This window comes from Acidilutibacter cellobiosedens, from assembly GCF_004103715.1.
Taxonomy (GTDB): Bacteria; Bacillota; Clostridia; order Tissierellales; family Acidilutibacteraceae; genus Acidilutibacter; species Acidilutibacter cellobiosedens.
The window spans coordinates 1,873,671-1,900,614 of sequence record NZ_CP035282.1; the positions used below are offsets into that span (position 1 = coordinate 1,873,671).

32 protein-coding genes are annotated in these 26,944 nt (G+C 32.2%); all 32 read right to left on the minus strand.

The window, feature by feature from the left end; genetic code table 11:
• Positions 1-37: 37 nt before the first annotated feature.
• Positions 38-433, minus strand: coding sequence for a chorismate mutase (gene aroH, locus EQM13_RS09010; RefSeq protein WP_071138919.1), 396 nt, complete (start codon positions 431-433; stop codon positions 38-40).
• 64 nt (positions 434-497) lie between these two features.
• A complete protein-coding gene (locus EQM13_RS09015) occupies positions 498-941 on the minus strand; it encodes a hypothetical protein (RefSeq protein WP_128752484.1) in 444 nt (147 codons plus the stop codon).
• Positions 942-1,045: 104 nt separating this feature from the next.
• Complete coding sequence (locus EQM13_RS09020; RefSeq protein WP_071138661.1) at positions 1,046-2,269, minus strand: BaiN/RdsA family NAD(P)/FAD-dependent oxidoreductase; 1,224 nt, start codon at positions 2,267-2,269, stop codon at positions 1,046-1,048.
• Positions 2,270-2,272: 3 nt separating this feature from the next.
• Positions 2,273-2,884 carry a histidine phosphatase family protein gene (locus EQM13_RS09025; RefSeq protein ID WP_071138660.1) on the minus strand — a complete coding sequence of 204 codons (612 nt, stop codon included), beginning with the start codon at positions 2,882-2,884 and terminating at the stop codon, positions 2,273-2,275.
• Positions 2,885-3,005: 121 nt separating this feature from the next.
• Positions 3,006-3,878, minus strand: coding sequence for a MurR/RpiR family transcriptional regulator (locus tag EQM13_RS09030; RefSeq protein WP_071138659.1), 873 nt, complete (start codon positions 3,876-3,878; stop codon positions 3,006-3,008).
• Between the two features lie 22 nt (positions 3,879-3,900).
• The gene (locus EQM13_RS09035) at positions 3,901-4,458 is read right to left on the minus strand and encodes a 2-oxoacid:acceptor oxidoreductase family protein (protein WP_071138658.1); all 558 of its coding nucleotides are present in this window, start codon (positions 4,456-4,458) and stop codon (positions 3,901-3,903) included.
• A 21-nt stretch (positions 4,459-4,479) separates the two neighbouring features.
• Positions 4,480-5,295 carry a 2-oxoacid:ferredoxin oxidoreductase subunit beta gene (locus EQM13_RS09040; RefSeq protein WP_128752485.1) on the minus strand — a complete coding sequence of 272 codons (816 nt, stop codon included), beginning with the start codon at positions 5,293-5,295 and terminating at the stop codon, positions 4,480-4,482.
• A 1-nt stretch (position 5,296) separates the two neighbouring features.
• Positions 5,297-6,433, minus strand: a complete 1,137-nt coding sequence (locus EQM13_RS09045) for a 2-oxoacid:acceptor oxidoreductase subunit alpha (protein ID WP_071138656.1) — start codon at positions 6,431-6,433, stop codon at positions 5,297-5,299.
• Between the two features lies 1 nt (position 6,434).
• The gene (locus tag EQM13_RS09050) at positions 6,435-6,632 is read right to left on the minus strand and encodes a 4Fe-4S binding protein (RefSeq protein WP_071138655.1); all 198 of its coding nucleotides are present in this window, start codon (positions 6,630-6,632) and stop codon (positions 6,435-6,437) included.
• A 173-nt stretch (positions 6,633-6,805) separates the two neighbouring features.
• On the minus strand, positions 6,806-8,203 hold the full coding sequence (locus tag EQM13_RS09055) for an oxaloacetate decarboxylase subunit alpha (protein WP_071138654.1): 1,398 nt from the start codon (positions 8,201-8,203) through the stop codon (positions 6,806-6,808).
• Between the two features lie 21 nt (positions 8,204-8,224).
• Positions 8,225-8,794 (minus strand): tRNA (mnm(5)s(2)U34)-methyltransferase, encoded by a 570-nt coding sequence (locus EQM13_RS09060; protein WP_071138653.1) that lies wholly within the window; start codon positions 8,792-8,794, stop codon positions 8,225-8,227.
• Positions 8,784-9,212, minus strand: a complete 429-nt coding sequence (locus EQM13_RS09065; RefSeq protein WP_071138652.1) for a GNAT family N-acetyltransferase — start codon at positions 9,210-9,212, stop codon at positions 8,784-8,786. Before EQM13_RS09065 ends, EQM13_RS09060 begins: the two co-directional genes overlap by 11 nt.
• 63 nt (positions 9,213-9,275) lie before the next feature.
• The gene (locus EQM13_RS09070; protein WP_200795937.1) at positions 9,276-9,980 is read right to left on the minus strand and encodes a pseudouridine synthase; all 705 of its coding nucleotides are present in this window, start codon (positions 9,978-9,980) and stop codon (positions 9,276-9,278) included.
• Between the two features lie 124 nt (positions 9,981-10,104).
• Positions 10,105-11,373: an FAD-dependent oxidoreductase gene (locus tag EQM13_RS18735; protein ID WP_071138650.1), complete on the minus strand. Its 1,269-nt coding sequence runs from the start codon at positions 11,371-11,373 to the stop codon at positions 10,105-10,107.
• Positions 11,374-11,385: 12 nt separating this feature from the next.
• Positions 11,386-12,330 (minus strand): sulfide/dihydroorotate dehydrogenase-like FAD/NAD-binding protein, encoded by a 945-nt coding sequence (locus EQM13_RS09080; RefSeq protein ID WP_071138649.1) that lies wholly within the window; start codon positions 12,328-12,330, stop codon positions 11,386-11,388.
• A gap of 113 nt (positions 12,331-12,443) precedes the next feature.
• The gene (locus tag EQM13_RS09085; RefSeq protein WP_128752486.1) at positions 12,444-13,559 is read right to left on the minus strand and encodes a D-alanyl-D-alanine carboxypeptidase family protein; all 1,116 of its coding nucleotides are present in this window, start codon (positions 13,557-13,559) and stop codon (positions 12,444-12,446) included.
• Between the two features lie 44 nt (positions 13,560-13,603).
• Positions 13,604-14,047 (minus strand): GerW family sporulation protein, encoded by a 444-nt coding sequence (gene ytfJ / locus EQM13_RS09090; protein WP_128752487.1) that lies wholly within the window; start codon positions 14,045-14,047, stop codon positions 13,604-13,606.
• Between the two features lies 1 nt (position 14,048).
• Positions 14,049-14,603, minus strand: coding sequence for a DUF2953 domain-containing protein (locus tag EQM13_RS09095; RefSeq protein WP_071138647.1), 555 nt, complete (start codon positions 14,601-14,603; stop codon positions 14,049-14,051).
• Positions 14,604-14,678: 75 nt separating this feature from the next.
• Positions 14,679-15,215, minus strand: a complete 537-nt coding sequence (gene scpB / locus EQM13_RS09100) for an SMC-Scp complex subunit ScpB (protein ID WP_071138646.1) — start codon at positions 15,213-15,215, stop codon at positions 14,679-14,681.
• Positions 15,216-15,235: 20 nt separating this feature from the next.
• The gene (locus tag EQM13_RS09105; RefSeq protein ID WP_071138645.1) at positions 15,236-15,973 is read right to left on the minus strand and encodes a segregation and condensation protein A; all 738 of its coding nucleotides are present in this window, start codon (positions 15,971-15,973) and stop codon (positions 15,236-15,238) included.
• Between the two features lie 13 nt (positions 15,974-15,986).
• Positions 15,987-16,580 (minus strand): site-2 protease family protein, encoded by a 594-nt coding sequence (locus EQM13_RS09110; protein ID WP_071138644.1) that lies wholly within the window; start codon positions 16,578-16,580, stop codon positions 15,987-15,989.
• Between the two features lie 86 nt (positions 16,581-16,666).
• A complete protein-coding gene (locus EQM13_RS09115; RefSeq protein ID WP_128752488.1) occupies positions 16,667-17,830 on the minus strand; it encodes a D-alanyl-D-alanine carboxypeptidase family protein in 1,164 nt (387 codons plus the stop codon).
• A gap of 142 nt (positions 17,831-17,972) precedes the next feature.
• Positions 17,973-19,298 carry a pyrimidine-nucleoside phosphorylase gene (locus EQM13_RS09120; protein WP_128752489.1) on the minus strand — a complete coding sequence of 442 codons (1,326 nt, stop codon included), beginning with the start codon at positions 19,296-19,298 and terminating at the stop codon, positions 17,973-17,975.
• 13 nt (positions 19,299-19,311) lie between these two features.
• On the minus strand, positions 19,312-20,130 hold the full coding sequence (locus tag EQM13_RS09125) for a purine-nucleoside phosphorylase (protein WP_071138641.1): 819 nt from the start codon (positions 20,128-20,130) through the stop codon (positions 19,312-19,314).
• Positions 20,108-20,887, minus strand: a complete 780-nt coding sequence (locus EQM13_RS09130; RefSeq protein WP_071138640.1) for a tyrosine-type recombinase/integrase — start codon at positions 20,885-20,887, stop codon at positions 20,108-20,110. Before EQM13_RS09130 ends, EQM13_RS09125 begins: the two co-directional genes overlap by 23 nt.
• 26 nt (positions 20,888-20,913) lie before the next feature.
• Positions 20,914-21,546, minus strand: a complete 633-nt coding sequence (spoIIM, locus tag EQM13_RS09135; protein ID WP_083381722.1) for a stage II sporulation protein M — start codon at positions 21,544-21,546, stop codon at positions 20,914-20,916.
• 76 nt (positions 21,547-21,622) lie between these two features.
• Positions 21,623-22,165, minus strand: coding sequence for an NUDIX hydrolase (locus EQM13_RS09140; protein WP_071138639.1), 543 nt, complete (start codon positions 22,163-22,165; stop codon positions 21,623-21,625).
• A gap of 4 nt (positions 22,166-22,169) precedes the next feature.
• The gene (locus tag EQM13_RS09145; RefSeq protein ID WP_071138638.1) at positions 22,170-23,252 is read right to left on the minus strand and encodes a DUF3866 family protein; all 1,083 of its coding nucleotides are present in this window, start codon (positions 23,250-23,252) and stop codon (positions 22,170-22,172) included.
• A 12-nt stretch (positions 23,253-23,264) separates the two neighbouring features.
• Positions 23,265-24,077, minus strand: a complete 813-nt coding sequence (locus EQM13_RS09150; RefSeq protein WP_071138637.1) for an MraY family glycosyltransferase — start codon at positions 24,075-24,077, stop codon at positions 23,265-23,267.
• A 4-nt stretch (positions 24,078-24,081) separates the two neighbouring features.
• A complete protein-coding gene (locus tag EQM13_RS09155) occupies positions 24,082-24,768 on the minus strand; it encodes a glycosyltransferase family 2 protein (protein WP_128752490.1) in 687 nt (228 codons plus the stop codon).
• Between the two features lie 12 nt (positions 24,769-24,780).
• On the minus strand, positions 24,781-25,656 hold the full coding sequence (locus EQM13_RS09160; RefSeq protein WP_240662912.1) for a copper transporter: 876 nt from the start codon (positions 25,654-25,656) through the stop codon (positions 24,781-24,783).
• A 24-nt stretch (positions 25,657-25,680) separates the two neighbouring features.
• Positions 25,681-26,802, minus strand: a complete 1,122-nt coding sequence (steA, locus tag EQM13_RS09165; RefSeq protein ID WP_128752492.1) for a putative cytokinetic ring protein SteA — start codon at positions 26,800-26,802, stop codon at positions 25,681-25,683.
• Positions 26,803-26,944: the final 142 nt, after the last annotated feature.

The window sequence follows — 26,944 nt, forward strand, 5'->3', positions numbered from 1 at the left end:
CAAAATTATAACCACCTGTGGTGGTTGAGTAATGCCTTTATTTAACTAAATCCGGTCTCAATACTACAGCATCTCTTAAATACACATGTTTTACTTCATCCTGACTTAAATTCCCATTATATAGAATCATGAGTCTTATACATTTATTTAAACTTCCTATAACCTTCATTTCGTTGAAACACATAAGTCCACACTTAGTATAACCTAATTCTCTTGCAGCTCTGGCAGGATATACTGAATCCAAATCTTGAGTTGCGGAAAACAATATGCTTATTACTCCTTTCTTATCCAATTTATTTTTTCCCCGTATTTCCTCCAATAATTCTTTTGCAGCAAGCAGAATGTCTTTTTGATTATTATTTGTCGTTGTAGCTCCTCTTATAGTAACAATACCCACGAATATCGCACATCCTTTTACATGTATAATTTGCATATAAACGTTTATATGCAATATAACTTTCTTTTTTATTATATATTAAATATGTAAATCTAACAAGCTATTTTAATACGACTTTGCCTATAATTTCAATGCTTTGATTTGTAGTAGCGGATGTATTTAAACTCGGAGATTCAATATTTTTGCTAATTCCTACTACTTTAACTCTAATGTTATCTATATACTTACTTCCATCAACTTCAATCAGGTCATTGTTAAATACACTGAGTTCTATTTCATTATTTTTTGAAAAATCAGAAACAGTATCTCCGTTTACCAATATTTTAACATCATCATATTCTTCATCCAACAATTTAATTATTAACGTTCCTTTTTGTTCCTCATTAATATCATTAATGGAAATGAATTTAGCTTTGTTAGTAAATTGAGATGTAAAAATTGAATCCTCACCTTTTAAATTTAAAACCTGAATCAATATAGTAAAAGCGAAAAAAACAATTGACAGAAACAATACGAATTTTTCCATCTTGTTGAATAAGTCCATATAAAAGCCCCCCGGCAACCTAATTTTACCCCTTTAATATAATATTGCTCATACTTATATATTGTATGCATATAAATAAGCAATAATGTACTAAAACTTTTATGTTAACAGTTTTTTCCTGCCAGATACCCTGTGGAATATGCTATTTGGAGATTATATCCTCCTGTCAATCCATCTATATCTATAATTTCTCCAGCAAAAAATAATCCCTTTAAAATCTTTGATTCCATTGTGGAAGAATTTATTTCCAGCGTTGATACTCCGCCTGATGTTACAATAGCTTCCTCAAGGGGCCTAAATTTTTTAAATGTTAAGGGAACGCTTTTTATTAAATCTACGATATTATTTCTTTCTTCCTTGGTTATTTGATTTATAAATTTTTCTTCATCAATTTTAGACAATCTCAATATTATGGGTATCATCTTCTTAGGAAGTAGATCTTTTAACCCATTTGATATATGTTTATTTTTATATAAATCAAAATCCCTCAGTATTCTTTCATCAAGTTTATCTATTGATAAAGCCGGCTTTAAATCAATCTTTAAATCAATTCTTTTACCATCATATTTATTTATGTAATTACTCATTGTTAATACTATTGGTCCCGAAATGCCGAAATGAGTAAAAAGCATCTCTCCAAAATCTTCATATATTTTTTTTCCGTCCGAATAAGCAGATAATCTGACATTTTTAAGAGTTAACCCTTGGAGATCCTTTACCCAGCTCTCAACAGTTTCAAAAGGTACAAGGGACGGTTTCAAAGGTATAATCCTATGCCCCAAATTTTGAGCGAAATTATATCCGTCTCCTGTGGAACCGGTAGAAGGATAAGATTTGCCCCCAGTACATATTATTATTTTGTCAAAAAATAATTTTTCTCCATTTTTCCCCATTATCATAAACTTATTACCTTTTTTTGATATATTTCTAACCTCAAAATTAAATAATATTTCTACTCCATTGTCCTTTAAAAACTTTTCAAATGTTTTAATTACATCACTTGATTTATCCGAAAGGGGAAATACTCTGTTTCCTCTTTCAACTTTAACTTTAAGTCCATATTTACTTAATAAATTTAATATATCAGTATTTGTAAAACTATATAGGGCACTATATAAAAATTGATAATTAGTCACAATATTATCAAAAAAATCTTCTATAGGAGAACTATTTGTTATATTACATCTTCCCTTTCCGGTAATATATAATTTTTTTCCTATCTTATTATTCTTTTCTATTAGAGTAACTTTTCTTCCGTTAGAGGCAGCCGTTCCTGCTGCTATTATTCCGGCAGGACCTCCGCCAATAACTCCTACGGTTTCGGCCATCTATTAATCCTCCCTTAAATGGCATGTATCATTTAATAATTTTAATATTTTATTATAATCCCCAAATTCAATTATTGTTAAACTTACATTATCTAAGGATATATTGTTATAACTAACAATATCTATATTTAAAATTCCTAATATCATACTTTTAATAGCAACATTATGAGAAACTATTAATATATTTTTATCAGGATTCTTATCCAATGTCTCATTTACAAAGCTCATAGTTCTATTCTGTACTTCCATTAGTGTTTCTGCTCCGTCAATTTTAAATTTGTATGACTTCTGTAACCATGTTGTATATTCCTTAGGATATTTTAAGAGAATATCCTTGTTTTTTTTACCTTCCCATGGTCCAAAATCAATTTCTCTTAACCTTTTATCGGGAGACACATTTAAATTTAATTCCTTGCCAATAATCTGAGCTGTTTCAACAGCTCTTTTTAAATCACTGGAATAGATTATATCAATTTTTTCGCTTTTAAGCCTTTTAGCAATCTTACCTGCTTGACTTCTTCCCAAATCAGTCAATGGTAAATCACTTTGCCCTTGTATCATTTTTAATTTGTTCCATTCAGATTCTCCGTGACGAACTAAGAATATTTTTTTCATTTTTGTCCTCCAGTTTATTTGTTTGTTTTTTTATATATTTTATTATATCAGATGTTGTTTTTTTTTCAATTTATCATTTATGATAAAATTTATTATGATATTTATAGGTATAAAAATAATCCTAATGATTAGGATTATTTTTATCGTAAATGTTGTATTTATTCCATATGTCCTCCAAATCTCCAAACTTCCGAATTATATCCTTTTCGTTTTCGAAACCCGTCGCTATAATTAACGCATTTATTAAACTCATGGGAGCTACTAAAGAATCCACAAAGGATACCATACTGTTTCTGGCTGCTAATGTTATGTCAGAAATTTGGGCTGCAGGAGAAATTAAGCTGTCGGTTATAGATATAATATCACAATTCCTTTCTTTAACATATCTCAATGCCTCCAATGTTCTCTTTGAATATCTCGGATAACTTATAACAATAACCAAATCCTTGTCAGTAACTTTCATTAACTGTTCAAAGATATCATTAGGACCTAAGTTCACTACCTTTACATTGTCTATTATAAAATTCAAATAGAATCCTAAATATTCGGCCAAAAATGATGAACTCCTTAATCCCAGGACATAAACTATTCTTGCTTTTCGTATTTCATCAGCAGCTTTCTCAAAAGCATCATAGTCAATTTCATCTATTATTTTATTTATACTTTCTATATCCTTTTTAAGGATCTTTTTCAAAGAATTTTGTCTGTCAGAAAAATCATCATTTAAAGAAATCCTTTGAACTGTAGTGAGTTTATTTTTAATTAAATCCTGTAATTCTTTTTGCAAATCTCTATATCCTTCATATCCTAAGGTGTTTGCAAATCTTACTACAGTAGATTCACTTACATTAACGCTTTTCCCGAGCTTAGAAGCGGTCATAAAAGCAGCCTTGTCGTAATTTTCCATTATATATTCAGCTATTATTTTTTGTCCTTTACTAAAGGTACGATAATTCTGCTGAAGTGTTTTAATTAAATCCAAATTTTTTTTCATTATAGTATCCTCATATTTCTTATTAATTTAATTTATTTCTATTACAATTCTCGACTAATTCATATCCCTTTTTTAAAGCAAGTTTATTTAATTCTTCCGTTCCCTTTGGAACTCTATCTAAAACGGCAGATTCAAGAATTTTTTTTGGCACAATATCCAAAATGCCGTTGATTGCACCAATCGCAACAATATTAGCTACCATTGGTTTGCCTATTACTTCCCTCGCAGTTTCCAATATAGGAACTTTAACAATTTTTTTGGCTCTATTGGTATCCGGAACATTTACAGTTGAATCTATAAGTAATATTCCCTCTTCATCCAATGAATTAATATATTTATCACAAGATTTTTGATTTAATGCCAATAATAAATTTGTTCTTCTAACCTTTGGAAAGTCTATTTCTTCATCGCTTATAATTACCTCAGCTTTGCTGGATCCGCCTCTGGCTTCAGGTCCATAAGACTGAGATTGAATAGCATTCTTACCTTCCATTATTGCCCCTTCGGCTAAAATAATTCCGCCTAAGATAAGTCCTTGCCCTCCCGAACCCGTCAGTCTTAGTTCCAATCGATTACTCATAATTAATTCTCTCCTTCAAATTTATTTTACAAACATATCTATTATTTTTTGATATTCTTCAGTGTATTCCGGCTCTGTAGTATTTTTAAATTCCCCGATTAAAAATTTTCCCTGAAGATTTTCCGGAGAAGAAGTCTCAGCAGCTTTTATACTAACAGTATTATCCCTTAACCATTCGATCATCTTCACGGCAGATCCCTTTTTATTTTTCCTTCCATAATAAGTAGGACATACACTGACACCTTCTATTAAAGAAAACCCTTTATTCTGAATACCCTTTTCTATAAATGTGATTAATTGTTTAGCATGATAAACAGTACTTCTGGCTACATATGTAGCTCCTGCCCCTATGGCAAGCTGCGGAATATCAAAAGCTTTGTCAACAGTACCATAAACAGCCGTAGTGCCGCGTTCACCCTTTGGTGTAGTCGGAGAATACTGCCCTCCGGTCATTCCGTAAATATTATTATTAAACACAATTGTTGTGATATCAATATTTCTTCTTGCCGCATGAATTAAATGATTTCCTCCGATTGCTACAGCATCTCCGTCTCCTGAGATCACGATAACTTTCAGTTCAGGATTGGCTAACTTTACTCCTGTTGCAAAAGCCAACGCCCTGCCGTGAGTAGTATGGAGAGTATTAAAATCCATATATCCTACAGCCCTCGAAGAGCAACCTATTCCTGACACGACACATACTTTATTTTTATCCAAATCCAAATCATCTATTGCTTGTATAACAGCCCTCATTAATATTCCATGGCCACATCCCGGACACCATATATGGGGTAAATTCTCCATTCTTAAATATTTTTCAACTAATGGACTTGCCATATTATATTACCTCCTTAATCTTAGAAAGTATCTCTTCAGGGGTAATGATATCACCATTAAATTTTCCTAAAGAAAAAACATTTGATTCGTTCTTTACAACTCTTTCAACTTCCAAAACCAATTGCCCATGATTAAGCTCAACTACAATTATATTTTTAACTTGCTTTGCAATTCTTTTAACTTCTTTCTCCGGGAAAGGCCAGATAGTTATAGGTCTGAACATTCCGACTTTAAGGCCATCTTTTCTTGCCTGTTTTATTGCACTTTTAGCACTTCTTGCCGTTCCGCCATAAGCTATTACTATGGTTTGCGCATCTTCTGTATATAATTCATCATAAGTTATAATATCATCTACATTATCTTCGATTTTTTTCATAAGTCTTGTACAAAGAGACTCGGCCACTTCAGTACTATTTGTCGTAAATCCGGATTCGGTGTGCACAAGGCCCGTAACATTAAATCTAAAGCCTTCACCGAAAGATGCCATAGGAGGAACCAGCTCTCCTTCTTCTACATGATAAGGCAAATAATTTTTATCTCCGGCTTTAGGTTTTTTACGATTGATAATCATTAAATCTTCCATTTTTGGAATTTCAATACCTTCCCTCATATGAGCTACAATTTCATCCATTAACAATATAACAGGCGTTCTATATTTTTCTGAAAGATTAAAGGCTCTGACAGTTAAATCAAAAACTTCTCTCACCGAAGAAGGAGATATAACTATTATAGGATGATCTCCATGAGTACCCCATCTCGATTGCATTACATCCCCTTGAGATGGTGATGTAGGAAGTCCCGTACTCGGACCTTCTCTTTGAACATCCACAATTACACAGGGTACTTCAGCCATAGCCGCATAGCCAATATTCTCCTGCTTCAGTGAAAATCCCGGACCGCTTGTGGCAGTCATGGACTTCATTCCTGTAAGAGAAGCTCCTATTATAGCGGCCATAGCCGAAATTTCATCTTCTGTCTGAAGAAACTTTCCCCCTACCCTTGGCAATTTCACAGAGGACTCCTCCGCTATTTCCGTCGACGGAGTTATAGGATACCCTGCATAAAAACGCATTCCTGCAGCAATAGCACCTTCTACGCAAGCCTCATTACCCTGAAATAATTTAATGTTATTTCTCATCTTATTTACCTCCCAGATAAATTGCATAATCTGGGCATCTTAACTCACACTGCCCACATTTTATACATGCATCTATATTTTTTATGTTTACTTTTTCATCTTTTAATTCCAAGACATCTTTGGGACAAAAACTGACACAAATACCACAACCTTTGCACCAATTTTTGTCAATATACAAAATCTTTTCTTTTGGCTGCAAGATTTCTTCCCCCTTAGCATAAATTTGTCTAAGTAAATAATATCAAAAGCCCATCACAAATGCAAGTTTTATTTCATTTTTAATTAGCCTTTTTTATTTTTGCAAGTTTTATTTCATCATTATCAAAAAATAAAAAACCATAAGGTTTTTAAGAACCCTATGGTTTTTTATTTTTATATGGGATAAACTTTATATTCTTCATTTGTCAAAGAACAATCTATTTTATATTTTTTTGCTTGCCTGTATTTAAAATAATTTAATGCTACCTGAGGAAATAATGCATAGGAAAGGACATCTTCATCCTGTTCCATATATTCCTTAATTTCATTTTTACATTGTTCAAGCTGAGGCTTTAAAAGGTCTGCAGGCCTGCCTGTATATACTTCTTCATCTCCTATTATTTTTTTCTTTATATCTTCCCTAATAGGGACAGTAGGTTTTCCATATAAACCCTTTACATAGTTTTTTATCTCCTTTGAAACAAGTTTATATCTTTCACCCATCAATACATTAGAAAGAGCTTGAGTTCCTACCATCTGACTCATTGGGGTAACCAACGGAGGATATCCTAAATCTTCTCTTACTTTAGGTATCTCTTCCAATACATCTTCAAATTTATCCGAAGCTCCCTGATATTCAAGCTGAGATAATAAATTTGACAGCATTCCTCCCGGAACCTGATATTTCAATGTCCTTGCATCGATATCAAAAATTTTAGGCTTTAATAAACCTTCCTTAATATATTTATCCTTTAATCCTTTGAAATATTCCGCAATTTCCATAAGTAAATCCATATCTAAATCCGGATCGTAAGGAGAATATTTTAAAGAAGATACCATGGATTCTGTCGCCGGCTGACTTGCTCCCATTCCCAAAGGAGAAATAGCTGTATCTATTATATCTGCTCCTGCTTCTATGGCCTTCATATATGTTTGGTTTGCAATTCCGCTTGTAAAATGGGAATGAATTTCTATAGGAATCTTTATTACTTTTTTAAGTTTTTTTATTAATTCTTCAGCCACATAGGGAAGAAGTATTCCCGACATATCCTTAATGCAGATAGAATCGGCACCCATATTCTCCATCTCTTTTGCCAGTTGTACATAATATTCGATATTGTGTACGGGGCTTACAGTATAGGAAATAGCAATTTGAGCATGACCGCCGTATTTTTTTGTTGCTTCAAGAGTTTTCTGAATATTTCTCATATCATTTAATGCGTCAAACATCCTTATTATGTCTATTCCGTTTTCTATAGATTTTTTTACAAACTCCTCAACAATATCGTCAGGATAATTTTTATATCCTAATAAATTTTGTCCTCTTAGTAGCATCTGAAGCTTAGTATTCTTAAAAGCTTTTCTTAATTTTCTGAGCCTATCCCAAGGATCTTCATTCAAAAACCTTAGGCAGGAATCAAAAGTAGCTCCTCCCCATACTTCCATGGCATAATATCCAACTCTGTCCATTTTATCAGCTATAGGAAGCATTTCATCAGTTCTCATTCTTGTTGCCAATAAAGATTGGTGTGCATCTCTAAAGGCTGTTTCGGTAATTTTTATTTTTTTCAAATAGACCCCTCCAAAAAAATATTATAATTTCTCTATTTCATATAAAATCGGGGGATTATTTATTTGATTTATAAAATCAAATTTTACTACCCCAAATTTTTTCTGATTTAATTTTTTTAAAAAATCCTCTATACCTTTATTTTCAATGTACCCTTCTCTATGACCGGTATAGGATGCTATAAAAGCCATTCCGTTATTCTGTAATAAATTCAATAGTTGTAAAATACCCTGTAGAGTTGTTTCCTTTCTTGTAACAATACTTCTATCTCCTTTCGGAAGATATCCTAAATTAAATATACCCAATTTTACCATATTATTAATATATTTGCCTAAATTTTTATGATCATCATTGATAAGAATAACTCTGTCTTCCAATTTTCTTTCTTTCAATTTATTATAAGTAATATCCAAAGCCTTTTTCTGAATATCAAATCCGTAAACTTTGCCTTTAGGACCTACCTTTTCTGCCAACAATACGGTATCATTTCCATTTCCTACGGTGCAATCAACAGCCGTATCTCCTTCCTTAAGTATTTGTTCAACCATATATCTGTATGTAACCACAGCATTTATTAAATATTTATATCCCATTACTACCAGCTCCGTTACAACATTTTTTATTCATTATATATGGTATATCACATTTCAAAGAAAAAGTCTTTTCTCCATTTGATTCATTGGTCTCTGAAAATCCTTTTTTTAAAAGATAATCATTTTTATCCTGATAAAAGATTTGAAAATATCCCATATCCTCCATATTAAACATTACACTTCTCAAAAGAGCTTCACCATAATTTAATCCTCTTCTTTTTTCCGATACAATAACGTATTTAAGTTCGTTAAAATATCCTTCTATGTCAACTCCGCACACTCCCACGAGTTTATTATCCTCTATCATCATATAAGTTAAACCATTTGTATCAAAATTATTCCGTAAAAAATAATTTTCTAAGAATTCAATAACAGCCTTCTCCTCTTCTTTAGACTTAACCGAAGTTAATTTTATCATTTTGATTTTTCCTCCTAATTCTATAATAAAACAAAAAGAGCATAAAGAAAACATGCTCAATTGTTAAATGTTTTTAATATACTCTATCTCGTTTTTGTTTAAATTTCTCCATTTTCCGGTCTTTAATTTCCCTAACTTTATATTTCCCAAAGCTATTCTCTTTAGTTCCATAACGGGATGATTTATCATATCGCACATCTTTCTTATTTGCCTGTTTTTGCCTTCATGTATTTTTATTTCAAGGAGAGATGTATTTTTATTCTTTTCCAATATTCGTATCTCGGATTTGGAAGTCACATATCCGTCAATTTTTAAACCATTTCTGAAATCATTAAGTTCCATTTCATTTGGAATACCTTTCACTTTTGCCATATAGGTCTTATCTATATGAAAACTGGGATGAGTAATCTTAAATGCCAGATCTCCATCATTTGTAAGAAGCAGCAATCCTGAAGTATCATAATCAAGTCTTCCCACAGGATATATTCTTTCATCTATTCCCTGTATCAAATCAATCACCTTTTTCCTTCTGAATTGATCCTTTACAGTAGTTACATACCCTACAGGTTTATTAAGTAGAATATACACTTTTTTATCTTCTATTTGCACTATCTTATTGTCGAATTTTACTATATCCCCTTTATTAACTATAAAACCCTGTTCTTTAATTATCCGATCGTTGACTTTGATTCTGCCCTCTCCTATTAATTCTTCGGATTTTCTTCTTGAAGCTACTCCGCAGGAAGCCAAATATTTTTGCAATCTCATAATATTTCCTCCTTAGTTTATATATACATTTTAATCCCTTTACCGATAAATTCAAATACTTTTTTATAACCCATAGGAAAATCCCTTTTCCCCTAATTTATTAAAGCTTAAATATAAACTCCTTTTATTCATATACATTTGAAAATCCTGATTCCCGAACCCTTTTCCCGATTTCGTCTCTATCAATGGTATATAAGCCCTTATTCTTCATCCTTTCAAGATATATACTTCCTGCGAAGGTATATCTCCTCATTAACCCTTCCTTTGTCTCAATGGCTTCATTCTCGTAAGCTATAATATCTCCCGTTGCCAAATTTCTCGGAAGCTCTATAAGAGGAAGACCTTTTGCATATCTTCCGCCGTTATAACCGGCAAGGCTCCCCGTAGTTATAGCTTCCGTATGTCCTACAAACAGTCCGGATTTTTCTCCTCCACAAAAAAGATTATCTATTCCCTTTACCTGCATTGTATTATATCTCGGAGCCATAGACAGATATCTTATTGAATTTCCTATTCCTCCAGAATAAGGATCGATATATTTAACTTTCTCCAGTCCCTTAATTTTTCTTAAGTCTTCCAAAGGATAATAAGAAGTCATCATTTTCGCATGGCCAGTATCCAATAGTACTATATTTTCAGCATACTCTTTTAATGCATATTGCTGGCACACTTTTTTGTCTAATTTATCTAATTTTATATCATCCTTGGGAACGGGAAGTACCACAACACCTTCTCTTTCAAGTTCTTCTCTTACGTCTTTTCCGAGAGAATCCTTATTTAATTTGCAAGACCCGCTGAAAGCACCAAAGGAACCGTCTTTTCTCAATCCCCGTATATCTTTCACCCCTGCCTTCTCGCTGATACTTATTCTCGGTCCGAAGGTAGGACATCTTAAAATACACATAGCGCATCCATTTCCATATTTTAAGCAATTCCCCATAGGTCCGGTGGATCCTGTCGTATCTATGAAAACATCTCCTTCAACGATCTCATCATTATTCAATATTATGTTTTTAATCTTACTGCCTTCCTTTATTACGTCTATGGCTCTGCTTTTAAACAATACGTTTATTCCCATACTCTTTACTAATTTTCTTACCTCATATTCGATATTCGTTACATCATATAAATTAGCATGATGATGGCCGGGAAAATTAATATTTTTATGAATTGAAAGTTTATCCGTTATGTTAAAAAGTTCTTTTGCCCCCAAAAACGTATTTTCCTCCTGAGCTGTAAATCTTCCGTTATTCCTCATTATTCCCCCTACGTTACCAAGTCCTACAAGCATGTCGGTTCTCTCTATCAATAATACTTCAGCACCTGTTTTTCTGGCAGAAATGCTCGCTGCACATCCTGCCCAACCTCCCCCGATTACTATTACCTTTTTCAATATTGTTACCCCCTATTTAAATATTTCTTTAGGATTTATTGAAGTTTTACAAGCTCTCACTTTATATCCCGAATTAAGCCTTTTAACACAGGAGCCGCATATTCCCTCTCCACAGCATAAAATATTGTTATTTGTTACCATAAAATTAAGATCTTTAGGACATTTTTTTATAATATCTGATACTCTTTGATGTAAAATATCCGACCCTGCGCTAAATACCAAAGCTATATGATCCCTTGAAAAAATTTCATCAATTGATTTCTCCCCTTCATTTTCCATTAAATTCTTTTCTATTATTTCTACATTATTTAATTTATCAATATATTCTTTTATATATATGGAATTGATATTTCCCTTGTCTATCAAAAGATAGATTTTATTATTCCTCTCAGATAAAAACTTTGTAACCAAAACCACAGATGACTGTCCAATACCTCTTGCAGCAATGAGACAATTTGAATTGTATATCTTATTTAAACTCTTTACCCCCAATATCCCATTCCAATAAGGGCCCCTTATTATAACCTTATCCCCCTGGGATAATCTTTTAGTCTTATTCCCTCTTATCTGGTAAACAATAATTATCTTATTTTCACATATATCCATTACAGACATGGGAGAATCATAGTAATTAACATCTTCATAATTTCTTAAAAATACATATGTTCCGGGGTTTTTCAATTCTTCCGCCATATCTTCATTTCCTTCAATCTTCAAGAGCATCAGGTTCTCATTTATTAAATTCCTTTCATCTATTTTACATGAGAACTCTTTTCTCATAGGCTTTGTTTTTTTCCCATTCATATAGTATTCATATAAAATACATACTCCATTCCATCTGCAGTCACAGCAATCTCCCCCATTAAGATGGGAACAAGATATGCAGTTATTAGTATCTGCCAATTTGCAAGGGCAATATATACTTCCTGCATCTATACATTCAAAAGATTTGTTCAAATTTATCCCCCCTAAAAACCACTTAATATTAGAATATTGATATAAATATTTTTTGTTACAAAAAAAGTGAAAAGTCTGTTAAAAACAGACTTTTCACTTTTTGCGATGTGTTTTTATCCTGTGAAGATCATTTTTATCTTTTCAAAAAAACTAAGTTTTCTCACCGTATTTTTAGAAACCAGTTCGTTTACCGATATTACTTCTCCATCTAAATATACGGTTATCTTTCCTATCCGAGCTCCCTTGGATATAGGCGGATAAATTTTATTATCGGTTTCCACGTATATCTTAATATCTTTTTCTTCTCCTTTTTTAATAGGATAATATAAACTTTCTTTTGTTGATACATTTATTTTTTTTCTATCCCCGTCAACAACATCTATACTATCGATAATTTTATTTTTATCGTATATATTGCAATAATAGTAATTCTCAAATCCATAGCTCATCAGCTTATAAGCATCATCAAACCAATTTCCATCGTCTAAAACTACTGCAATCAGTTGCATTCCGTTTCTATTGGAACTGGCAACAAGACACCTTCCGGCCTTCTTTGTATATCCTATTTTAACTCCATTGCCATCTTCGTAATCCCATAGGGTTTTATTTTTATTACAGAAGTAATTGTTATCTTCTCTGTTTGCCTTCCAAGTTTTGGCACTTACTATTTTCTTGAATTCTTCATTTTTAAATGCTTCCCTTGTGATTAAAGCAAGATCATAGGCATTGGAGAAATGATTTTCATCTTCAAGACCGTGAGGATTTGAAAAATGTGTATTTGTAAGATTTAACTCCTCTGATTTTCTATTCATCAAATCAACAAAATTTTTCTCTGTGCCTCCTATATGTTCGGCAATAGCGACAGCCGCATCGTTACCAGACCTTAACATCAGACCATACAACAAATCTTCTAAGGATACCTTCTCTCCCTTTTTTAAATATATACTTGAGCCTTCTGTTCTTACAGCATTTTCGCTAATCTTCACCATATCTTTTATATTTCCTCTCTCCAAAGCTATAAGGCAGGTCATTATTTTGGTTGTGCTGGCTATGGATGTTTTCTCGTAAGGATTAAGTGAATACAATATTCTGCCCGAATATTCATCCATCAGAATAGCACTTTTAGCATTGATTTCGAGGCTTTTTTCAAGGTCGTCTCCATGGACAGGAAAATTGAAAGCAAAAAAAATTAATATTATCATAAATGTAAGTATTTTTTTAAATTTCAAATTTTACCCTCCTGTATAAAAACAACAGAGCAGAAAATTTCTGCTCATTGAGTAATGTTTGTACTTTCTTTATCTTTATCATTATCTTTGTTATTATCCTTGTCTTTCATTCCTTGAAAATTATCGATTACTTTACCCATAAAATCGAACAGATTGTTTAAAGCACTGCTGCCTTCATCTACCGGCAACAATTTTATTTGTTCATTTCCCACTACTATAAAGCCTACAGGCTGTACCGATACTCCTGCACCGCTTCCTCCGCCAAAAGGAAATTTTCCTTCTTCATCTTCATAAGAATTTTTAACATCTTTGCCAGTACTGTACTCCGAACCTCCCGATGCAAATCCGAAAGAAACCCTTGATATGGGTATAATAACAAGCCCATCTGCAGAACTTACAGGATCTCCTATTATTGTATTTACATCCACCATTTCCTTTAAGCTTGACATCGTAGTTTTCATTAAACCTTCTATTGGATGTTCAGGCAAATTATTCACCACCTTTTTTAATTTTAAAACTATGAATACTTCCAATAATAATATAAACCAATTTGCATTTAATTATGCAGTCAAGATATACTTCAAAATGATTTTTATAAAATACCGGATTTATCTTTACTTTAAAGTTTTTAACATCATTGTGGCCCAAAATAAACCCTGAGATTATACTTTCAATCCACCACAAAAATCCTACAGAAATTCCCGTCATTGCCGGATCTTCCAATCCCAAAGATATAAAAAAATTGAATTTTTCAATAAGAATCTTTTCTCTGTATTTTAAAAATTTTTTTTTGTATATATTAAAATTTTTTTTAGATTTTTTTAATGTGTTTAATATTTCTTCTCCCTTATTTTTATAATGTGCGGTATCCTTTTTTCTGTTTTTAAAATATTTATTTAGAGGAATATTAATCAATCCCCATAAAAATATTACTCTGATATCCAAAACATTCTCATCATTTTTTTTATATAAAATTTTAACCTTGACAGGTGTAATCAATATCCCCAGAATAAATCCAAATAGTATTAATAACCTCCAAAACATTTCTTCACCCCTTACGGAATTACCGATTACTACCTATCTTTCCCATAAAAAAAGAAAAATAATACATTAACCGTATTATTTTTCCTCTGTATCATCTTCTTTAAATTCTTCTATTTTTGGAAGTTCACTTAAATCACTTATTCCAATATGTTTTAAAAATTCTATAGTCGTTCCGTATAATATAGGCCTTCCGGTCTTCTCAAGCCTCCCTTTCTCCTCAATTAAATCCTTTTCCAACAAATTTTCTATTGCTTTATCACATCTAACCCCTCTTATAGCTTCTATTTCATTTTTGGTGATAGGTTGTCTATAGGCAATTATGGATAAGGTTTCCATTGATGCTCCGGATAAGCTTTTATTTTCTTTAGGCATGTACAACTTTTTAATCCAAGGATAATGCTCCGATCTGCTGCTCAACTGATAATAATCTTCTGTTTTAACAATTTTTATTCCTCTTTTATTATAATTAAACTCATCCGTCATCTCTTTAAGTATCTTTTTTACCTCTTCTTCTTTCATTTCCAAAATATTAGATATATCTTTTATATTCAGAGGATCCCCCCATGTAAATAAAAGGCCCTCGATTATTGACTTTATATCAGATATTTCCATAAACTTTATCCCCCATAATCCTATATTTTCATAATAAGTATATCTGAAAAATCTTCATTTTGCTTGATTTTTATTTCCTTTGACTTTGTCATTTCAAGGATAGCTAAGAATTTTGTAACTATATAAGAATTGCTTGCATCATCTTTTATGAGAAAGCTAAATTTGATTTTACTTTTTTTCTGCAATTCCCCTCTTATTTTTTTTATACATTCCTCTAAAGGAAGCTCTTCTCTCTGTATTTCATTAATGTTTAAAATCTTATTCTTCTTCCTGTTTTTTCTTTTGATTATATTATTTAAAGCCTGAACCAAATCATCAATATTCAATTCATCAATCTTGTCTTTTCCCTCTTCAAAGTCATTCAAATCATCTTTTAACTTATAATATACCTTATTTTGAATTTCCTCATAATATTTAAGCTGAGATGAAACTTCTTTATATTTTTTATATTCTACCAGTTTCTGTACAAGTTCCAACCTCGGGTCAACTTCTTCCATTTCCATCTGGGTACCTTTATTCTTATCATTAGCCGGAAGGAGCATCTTTGATTTAATTTCTAATAAAGTGGAAGCCATAATTAAAAATTCGCTAGCAGCCTCCAAATCAAATATTTTAATTTTATTCAAATATTCGATATACTGGTCGGTTATCTCCTTAATAGGTATATCATATATACTCACTTTAGCATTATCAATAAGATGAATTAACAAATCAAGAGGGCCTTCAAATCTTTCCAAAACAACTTTATATTCCTGCATATAAATAACCTCTTCAGTTTATTATTTTTACCATAATATTAAGTACAATATTAATTAAAGGACTTAATATTTTATCTATTAATCCGGTTACTATCAGCAAAAGGAGTATTATATATAAATACTTCTCATATTTATAAAAATAATATTCGTATTTATCTGGAAGCATGCTTGCTAAAACTTTGGAACCGTCCAAAGGAGGAAGAGGCAAAAGATTAAACAAACCCAGCATAATATTATACCATATCGTAATAATAACAATATTCAAAATTAAATTATTATGGATGATATCCATAGATACAATTAAAGAAAAAAATAGAGCAATAATAAAATTAATTATGGGGCCTGCGGCGGAAACTAAAATGGTATCCTTTTTTCTGTTTTTAAAATAGTTAGGATTAATAGGCACAGGCTTTGCCCATCCGAATCTAAAAACCATTAAAAAAATAAATCCTATCAAATCTATGTGTTTAAAGGGATTTAAAGTCAGCCTTCCTGCATTCTTTGCAGTAGGATCTCCCAGCTTATAAGCAACAAACCCATGGGCAAATTCATGAAATACTATTGCCGTTAAAAGTCCCGGAAGAATAATCAATTTATCTGCAATCATCTTTCAACCTTCTTTCAAAAAATTTTAGCTAGATATATTTTATAATTTTTTTCGCAAAAACACAAACATATCCAGCTAAAAATAAATTATTTATTCGTAAGAAGGCCTTTCACAACTTTTTTGAACATATTCACAAATCCTGCCTTATCAACGGTTTCTTTAGCTATCAATTTCACTCTATCTACACTCTTACCGTCGATTTTAAGAATTAATTCTCCCACTTCTTTGCCCTTCTCTATGGGAGCGTTTAACACCTCCGGCAGTATTATTTCTTTTTCAGCCTTTCCGGAAGATCCTTTAGGTATAAGAATATAGCTGTCATCTTTAAGAACTACTTCCAGATGTGTTTTGTCTCCTTTGTTTATAGGTACTTTACCTATAATATCTCCTTTTTTACCTATAACCACGGAATCGTAATTTGCAAATCCGTAATCCAATAATTTTTTGCTTTCTTCAAACCTTACCTTTGAAGTTTCGGCACCCATTATTACTGCAATAAGTTGAAGATTTCCCCTCTTCGCTGACGCAGAAAGACAATACTTTGCATCCGAAGTAGAACCTGTTTTTATACCGTTAGCTCCCTGATAATCCTTTATAAGCCTATTGGTATTAACCAAACTTTGAACTATATCCTTTTTCTTTCCAACCTTCATGTCACTCATATAAATGGTAAGCCATTCCTGTATTTTAGCATGCTTCATCAGCTCCTTGGACATCAAGGCTATGTCATAAGCAGATGTATAATGGGATTCGTGTGGAAGCCCCGTAGAATTTTCAAAGTTGGTATCATTCATCTTCAATTCCTTGCTTCTTTCATTCATAGCTTTAACAAATAATTCTTCACTTCCCGCGATGTACTCTGCTAAAGCAACACTGGCATCATTGGCAGATCTTAAACAGATGGCCTTGATTAGATCCTCAACCGTCTGAGATTCTCCCTCTTCCAGATATATTTGACTTCCTCCCATCTTAGAGGCATTTGTACTTATAATCACTTCATCTTTTAAACCTATTTTACCCTTATCTATGGCTTCCATAGTAAGAAGCAAAGTCATTATTTTAGTAACGCTGGCCGGAGGCAACTTCTCATGAGCATTCTTCTCATAAATAATTTCACCGGTATGATAATCGATGAGTATGGAAGATTTTGCTTTTATATCAAAATTTTCGTCTCCATAAGATATATTAAAAGCAGAAAAAAATAATGGAATTATCAATAACAATACAGCTACTTTTTTATAGAATTTCATCCAATTTATTACCTCCTCACATAAATATTCACTTTTATCTTAACCATAAAAAAATTACTTATTCAAATTTAAAAATAAGGAGGTATAAATTTAATTGTTAATTCTTTACAAAATTTAAAATTCAAAATATTTTTGTCTGCTTCTAATAAAGTTTTACTTCATCTTTAGTTACTTCTCCGTATAGGAGCTTTTTCTCAACAGGATTTTTCTCTCCGATTTCTATTATTTTTATGAGTTTTTCCGCCACTTCATTTTCCTTTTCAATACTGTTACTGTGGATATAGCAGAGAGTATCTCCCCTTTTAACAAAGTCATCAACCTTCACACTAAATACTATTCCGGCTGAAAGATCTAAGGGGCTATTCTTAACCTGTCTGCCTGCTCCCAATATTATGTCACATTTTCCTACTTCCTCTGCATTTATTGATCTCACATGTCCTTCTTTGTTTGATTTCAATTCAAAGATATAAGTAGACTTTGGAAGTAAATCCGTATTCTCTACAAAATTTACATCTCCGCCTTGGCATTTCACTAATTCCAAAAACTTTTCATAAGCCTTTCCGTTGTTTATTACTTCTTTTATTCGAGTTCTGCCTTCGTCTTCATTTTTTACTTTTTGGGATAAAATTAAAAGCTTACTTCCGAGAATAAGACATAGTTCGGTAAAATCCCTTGGCCCTCTCCCCTTGAGAGTTTCTATCGCCTCTTTTACTTCTAAGGCATTTCCTACTCCGTATCCTAATGGTTCATCCATATTGGTAAGTACAGCAATGGTTTTTCTTCCGTATCCTGTACCTATTTTAACCATTTCCTTTGCAAGCTCAATTCCGTCTTTCAAATCATGCATAAATGCTCCTTTGCCTATCTTCACATCAAGAAGGATGGCATCAGATTTAATAGCAAGTTTCTTACTCATAACACTACTTGCTATTAGAGAAATATCATCCACAGTAGCAGTTACATCCCTTAATCCATATAATTTTTTATCTCCAGGAGTAATATTGGAAGACTGGCTGCATATAGCAATATTTATTTTATTTGCATTATCTATCAATTCGTCTCTTGTTAATTCTACTCGAAATCCCTTAATGGACTCAAGTTTATCCAACGTTCCTCCTGTATGACCCAATCCTCTTCCGGACATCTTGACAAAAGGCACTCCACAAGCGGCAACCATTGGTCCGAGAGCTAAAGTGGTTTTGTCACCTACTCCTCCTGTGCTGTGTTTATCAACTTTAATTCCTTTAATATCGGATAAATCCACAGTTTCTCCGGAATTAATAATTGCTTTCGTAAGATCAAGGGTTTCCCTTTCATTCATCTTTTTTAAATATATAGCCATAAGTAAAGCAGATGCCTGATAATCAGGGATTATATCTCTAACATAGTTTTCTATAAAAAAGTTGATTTCCTCAGTAGAAAGTTCCTCCCCGTCTCTTTTTTTCTTAATAATGTCATACATTCTCATTAATAGCACCTCTTTAAATATTCTTAACGATTTCCTTAACAAGTTTAATGAAAGAATCCTTAATCACTTCCGAAGTTTCAATAACCTCCTCATGATTTAAAGGTTTATCCAATATACCTGCGGCCATATTAGTTATGCAAGAAATGCCGAGTACTTTCATACCACCGTGGACCGCAACTATTACTTCCGGAACAGTTGACATTCCTACCGCATCTGCTCCTAACACACGAGCCATTCTTATTTCTGCGGGAGTTTCATAATTGGGACCTGTAAGCCACAAATATACTCCTTCTTTCAAATTTATATTTAATTTTTCCCCGGCGGCTTTTGCCGCATCTATTAACCCTCTGTCATATGCTTGGGTCATATCTGTAAACCGATGCCCCAATTCATTATAATTTTTACCGATTAAGGGATTCTGTCCAGTTAAATTTATATGATCTTTTATAATCATAAGATCTTTGGGCCTAAAATCTTTGTTCACTCCTCCCGCTGCGTTAGTAACTATAAGATTTTCAACTCCTAAAAATCTCATTACTCTGACTGGAAAAGTAACCTCCTGCAAAGAATATCCTTCGTAATAATGAAATCTACCCTGCATTGCCACCACTTTTTTCCCCTGTAAATTTCCCAATACCAATTGTCCCTTATGTCCTTCAACTGTAGATAAGGGAAAATTAGGGATATCTTTATAAGGAATAACGGTACTGTTTTCTATCTCATCTGCCAAAATGCCCAGTCCCGACCCTAATATCAGTCCAATTGAAGGATTATCATCTCTTCTCCCTTTAATATAATCTCCGCTCTCCTTAATTTTTTCTAATAGATTCATAATGTTCCCTCCCATTATTTTGGATGTATTTCTTTAAGGTATATGGGGTAATATTTTTATCAATTCCCGCTTTTTCCTTATAATACTTAACAATTTTCCAAAACCCTTGCCTTGTAAGTCTTTTACCACTAAGGTTAACAAAAAGAGCTTCCTCTTCTTCTCTAAAATCTTGACATCTAAGTTTGCCGATGTAAAGATTTAAATATTTTAAAGCACAATTTCCTAAGGATATAACTCGTCCCCCTTCAAAGTTTGATTCAATGTAGCCTATGTCAGAGTTTACATTGGAAACATTTAATTCAATAATTTGGGAAACTCTCATTCCGGTATCATACATCAGTTCAAGCATTGTCTTATCTCTCAGACCCTTAAAACTATTGATGTCTGGCTGAGAAAGAAGTAAATCAACCTCTTCTAAAGTTAAAGCCTTTGGCACTTTCCTTTCGTATTTAGGTGATTTTAAATTTAAAGTGGGATTTTCTTTTATTAGCCCATTATAAAACAAATATTGATAAAAACATTTCAGCGATGACAAATGCCTTGAAATAGTTCCAAAAGCCTTTCCTTCTTTTTGAAGCTGAATTAAATATGTAATTACAAAGGTCTTATTTACTTCTTCCATCTTTTCAACGTTTGTATGTGTTTTTAGATATCCTTGAAAATATTGAATATCTCTTAAATATGAATCAAGAGTATTTTGTGATAATCCTCTTTCTTCATAAAGATAGTTCTTAAATTTTTTTAAAATCTCAATCATATAGATACCCCTTTATGCTAAAAATATTACTTTATTTCTGTAACAAATTTCATAAAAATCGGACTTACATATCCTTCTATTATACTTCCAACGATAACTAACATCGCAAAAAGTAATACTATAAACGAATAATTGATAATATCCGAAATAAGATTATTCCTGTATAATCTTTCTTTTCTTCTTCTTATCCTATTTATAGAAAATGACACTCCTGCGGAAGATATAGAAATGATACCTGGAATAATAAATAAATTTTGAGGCAATACAACTAATAAAGAAAATAAAAAACCCTTTAATCCAAATTCGTTAACAAGAAATCCTACGGTAAAACCCAGGGCAAAACCCCTTATTGATAAAATAACTGGTATAACGGCTACTCCTATAACTATAAGCCCTGTTGCCCAGATAATAAATATTGTTTTCAAATTATCCCAAAGAGATTGTTTAAACACTTCCGTACTGTTAAAATCATTATTTTCCAACACCTTAAAAAAGGAATTAAAAAAGGTTAAGATACTTGTCTTCTGAGTATCATTTAAAATCTTAATTGTAATCGCACCTGCAACAATTCCCACTATCAGACAAATAAACATTACAAGATATAAAACAAAATTTTCCCTGAAATATTTATAAATTCCGCTTTTCAATTTATTTTGCAAAATATATCCTCCTTTCAATAGAACAAGCTTTATATAAAATATTATGCTTAAAAGGAGGATATTATCACTATCTTATTTATCTCTTATTTTGTAAATAACTGCTGACAGCAAAGGCCCCTATTATTGTTTTGCTGTCCAATATCTGACCTTTCCAAACCATGTCGACCAAATTATCTAATTTAAATTTTAAAACATCGATATATTCATCATTCTCAGGATGAGATTCTCCCGCTTTTAATCCAGTTGCCAAAAATAGATAAAGTTTCTCATTTGTAAAGCCCGGAGATGTATAAAATTCACATATATACTCCATTTTATCGGCCGAAAACCCGGTCTCTTCTTTCAATTCCCTAACAGCGGCTTCTCTTGGTTCCTCTGAAATCTCCAACATTCCTGCAGGTATTTCTACCAATTCTTTTTCTACCGCTTTTCTATACTGCTTAACCAATATAATTTCATTATCATCAGTTAAAGCAGCAATAGCAACTGCACCGGGATGCTCTACAATTTCCCTCTTTGAATATTTTTTATCAGGAAGTTCCACCATATCTATTCTCAAATTTAATATTTTGCCTTCATATATCTTTTCGGTTTTCATAGTCTTTTCTTCAAAGCCCATCTTTCTACCTCCCTTTCTTTAAATAACTTAAAGCCCATTTCCCTACAGCTCCCAATGTAATAAAATATTCTTCATCATCCTTATATCCCCGATTCATAGTAGTAATATTCAAATCAAAATATTTCATGGCATCCTCAATATCTTTTCCGTCCTCGTATACAACATTGTGGCGCTTAAATATATTATGCTCTTTAAATTGCTCATTAATAACACTATTTTTCTTTTCCCCTAATAATGGAATAATAACCGTACTTTTGGTATTCGATACCTCTCCCAATACTGTTAACGTATGATGACTTACTCCCTGATGCCTTGTTCTCTTATCCTTAAAGCTGATTCTTGGAACAATCAGAGAAGTACCTCCTAAATTATTAACGGCATCGGATATATAACCTTGCTCAATACCACTAAACCCATATTTACTTCCCGTTCCTACAATACCGGGTCCCATTGATATAACCGTAATATCACTTTCCAGTATTTCCTTTGCAGCAATTAATCCTGTATAGATGTTTACACACTCCAAATCGCCTCCGAAGGAATGTCCTATAGTAACAGTTTTATCGATTATTTTCTTCTCCTTTAACAATTTTACCGTATTGCTAAAACCAATAGGAAGAGCACCCCCATCCGTCATTATATAATTAACCTTTACAGTCGGATCCAGCCATTTAATCATAGCAGCAATAGGAGCAAGCATACTGTGAATTTCTGCCAAAATAAAAATTTTCTTCTCTAAGGATTTAAAAGAATTAAATTTTTCATGATATGGACTGTCTTCTTCCTCTGCACTTAAACATTTTATCTGAAAAGGGGTATATCTCATTTTCATAATATGGCCTTTTCCCTCTAATTCTTTTGAGGAATTACTGTAATTGAAAATGACAAAATGGTAACCGCCTGTTCCCAGAGAAAGATTTACCGCAGTAGTATTTAATATCACCACATCTCCTACTCTGACTTCACCTGTAAGGCATTTATAATTAATTGCCCTTTCTATTTTGTCCTCTATGATAACTTCAAACCATACCGTACTCTCATCTTCGGATAATATCTTTGAAACTGTTCCTTTTTTATAACTAATCAGATTAAAAACCTCCTACCTTCCCAAATTATCGATAAATTTCAAAAATCTGCTTTTCTCTATTATACTCGAAAAAGAAAAAAATTCGGAAACAATTTGGATCAATATAAGTACCGCTAAATAAATTAATTTAATATGGAAAGTATAATTTAACGCACAATAAATTCCCAGAGTCAAACCCAAGATATTTGAACCCACATCTCCCATCATAGCTTTAGCTTTTAAATCCAAAGGTAAATACCTAATAATTATTCCATAAAAAGAAAAAATAACCAAAGAGCTCACATTTAATTTTGTAGTTAGCAAGAAAAAAATCGATATAAACAAAAACATCTTTAACGCTCTTCCAGGCCTTAAATCAAATAAATTGATAAAATTAATAAATAAAGCAATCAAAAAAATATTTAAAATCCCATCTGCTGTGTTTTCCGAGATAACTATGGAAACAAACAAAGAAATAAAAAAACCGATTAACGCCTTCAGCATTCCTGTTGTAAGAGTTCCTTTAGTCAAAGCCCGGATATGCCCCTTAAATCCCTTAATGCTTTTATCTCCTATCAGATCATCAATCATTCCGATCATTCCCATTAATACAAATGAAACTGAGTATACCAGTAAGAAATAGTTATCTCTCTCTATAATAAACAGAAAGCTTAGCACAATTACCTGAACTATTATAAACATCAATCCCATTCCTACCGGAATTTCTTCATTTTTATAATTTTGGCATAAACAATTGCTTTTAGCAAGCATCTTCAATAAAAAAGGAGTTGAAATGCAAGAAAGAGACAAGCTCAAGCCAAAAACTATAATAGCCTCTTTGACCATATAATCACCCTTTGAATTTTAGTTTTATTAAAGTTACAAAAATATCGAGAAATTGCTTACCTCTATGAGTAAAATCCCTTATACTTCTTCCTGTCTCTCTATGACTCATATTCACATCGATTTCCCCAACGGTATATCCCATTCTTAAAGTTTCTACCGTCATAGCAACTTCTACCCCAAATCTATCCGGTATATAGCACATATTATCTATTACTTTTTTATTATACACTCTTTGTCCGGATAAAGAAGTATTAATTTTAGTTCCGGTATATTTATAAACTCCATATCTTGCTAACTTCTTTACAAAGCCAAATCCTCCCTTTTTCTTTGGTTGGGGAAACTTTGCAATACTTACATCTACTACATTTTCTATAACCGGATAAATTAATTTTTCAATCTCACTGCTCGTTTCTCCCAAATCTCCATCAACTAACACTAAATAATTAAAATCAATTTTCTTCAATGCTTCCTTTATAGCATAGCCCTTCCCATGATTTTCGTTAAGCCTGATAGCCTGTACATTCATTTCATTAATTATATTCCATGTGTTATCCGAAGATCCGTCATCAACGACTACAATATCATCAATCAAACTGATTTTTTTTAAAGCATTTATAGTATTTTCTATTGTATTCTCTTCATTATAAGCAGGGATCACCGCAACAATTCTGCTTTTCCCTTTCTTATACATAAACGCATCCCCTCACTCATTAGTTATAGGATAATTAACATTAGGTATTAACTCTTCACTTGTACTTTTAACTCCGTAATTCCCTGGCCTTCCTTCCATTGCCAATATTAATGCCGTTTTTCCCATAATTGTATCTGCATTATCGACAGTTGTTATTCTTAGATCCTTATAGTAACTTATATAAGAATAATTAACATTTTCCTTTTCTATTCCTATTACAGGAATATTATTTTTTTTGGCAAATTCAATTATTTCTTTATCTATCAGATTAACTCTATTAGGATCTTCAGTATTTGCTCCTCCTGCAACAATTATATAATCTACGGGCTCATTATATTCCCCTACAGTACCTATAATATTATCTTCATTTAAATAATCAATTATAGGGCTTTTTTCAGAAGTAATTATATAATTAGTCAGATCCTCCATGGCCTGCTGAACATAGCTTTTGCCTTCCTTCTTTGCTATATTGTGATTTTCATATATTTTCTTTAAAAATTCTTCATCATCAAAATCATCTTTTATCGTAGTTATACTGACTACATTTCCTCCTGCCATTTTTAAATCTTGACCCAGACCTGAATAAACATAATCGTCTGTAGTTTCAATTATTGCTATTTTAATTCCGTTTAATTTATTTTTAATGACTTCAGGGTATACAGCCTTTGAGAAATCCTTGTATAATTGATTTTCTTTTTCTAACCCCTCCATTTCATTTTTCAAATTATCATTCTCACTTCTTAAATCAGCAAATTGCTTTTCAAGTCCCTCTACAATTCCTTCTTTCTGTTCTATCAGAAAATCCTTAGAATTCAAACTAAAACCTATATATATTCCGATAGCCAATGCAAGAAAAATTGAAGCTATGGAAACAATGTAAAACTTCATATTAGGTAACAATTCATCAACCCCTTACAGTCCAAACATTATTCTTAATCTTATCTTCAGTAATGCAATTAATTCTCTCATAGGCGGAAACATAAGAGTAATAACAATAATAGGCAACAAAGCAGCTACTGCAAGACCTATAATATATTTCATCTTTAAATGTCCATGATACAGCTTATTTACTCCCTTTGCATCTATTAACTTTGCTCCAACTTTCAGTCTGACTAAAAATGTACTTGCCATGCCTTTTCTTCCTTTTTCCAAAAAATCAATCATATTATTATGAGTACCTACAGCTACTATCAAATCCGCATTATTTGAATAAGCAAGCAATAAAGCTATGTCTTCGCTTGTTCCCGGAGCAGGAAAAACTACAGCCTCCAACCCCAAGTCTTTAACCCTTTTAAGCCCAGGAGCCTCTCCGTTAGGATACGCATGTACAACTATTTCTTTTGCTGCTTTTAAACATCTGTCACTTATGCTGTCCATATCGCCGATAACTATATCCGGTATCTGTCCAAATTCAAGTATCGCATCTCCGCCCCCATCCACTCCTATCAATATAGGTTTAACCTCGTTTATATATGCCTGTATAGCTTCTAAATCTCTTTTATAATCCTTTCCTCTTACTACTACCAATACATGCCTTTTATCAATTTTGGTTTTAATTTTGGGTATTTTAAGATTTCCGGTTACTAAGCCCTTTTCTTTTTTTGCATATTCCAATGTATTCTCTATGAACTTATCCAATTCTTCTTCAAGATTTTTATATCCTATACCCAACTCTCTCTTTACGTCTTCCGCATCTAAAAGATGACATGAAGAAATAACTTCATCATTTCTTGTTATATGATCTTCATTGACTTCAATAGTATCTCCTTCATTAACAAGATCGAAAAGCTTTTCATTATCTGTTTCAAATATGGGTATTCCTGCTTTTAATAAAATTGAAGGCCCTTGATTAGGGTATTTCCCGCTGATAGTTTCATCTAAGTTGATTACACATTTTACTTTTTTTTCCACTAATGAAGTGGCCGCTATTTCATCCAAGTCCCTATGGGATATTAAGGCTATATCCCCCAGCTTTAATCTTTTAACTAAATTTTTGGTCTTCCTATCCTTCTTAACCTTCCCTCTAATAATCATTGCTATCCTCCAAACTTATTATTACATAAATTATTGCCTTATAATTAATATTTATTATCTTATTATAGCATAAGGTTATAAAAAAGTTAAACTTAAAAATTCAGAGACAGATATTATGATTCTTAAATAAATATATCTGTCT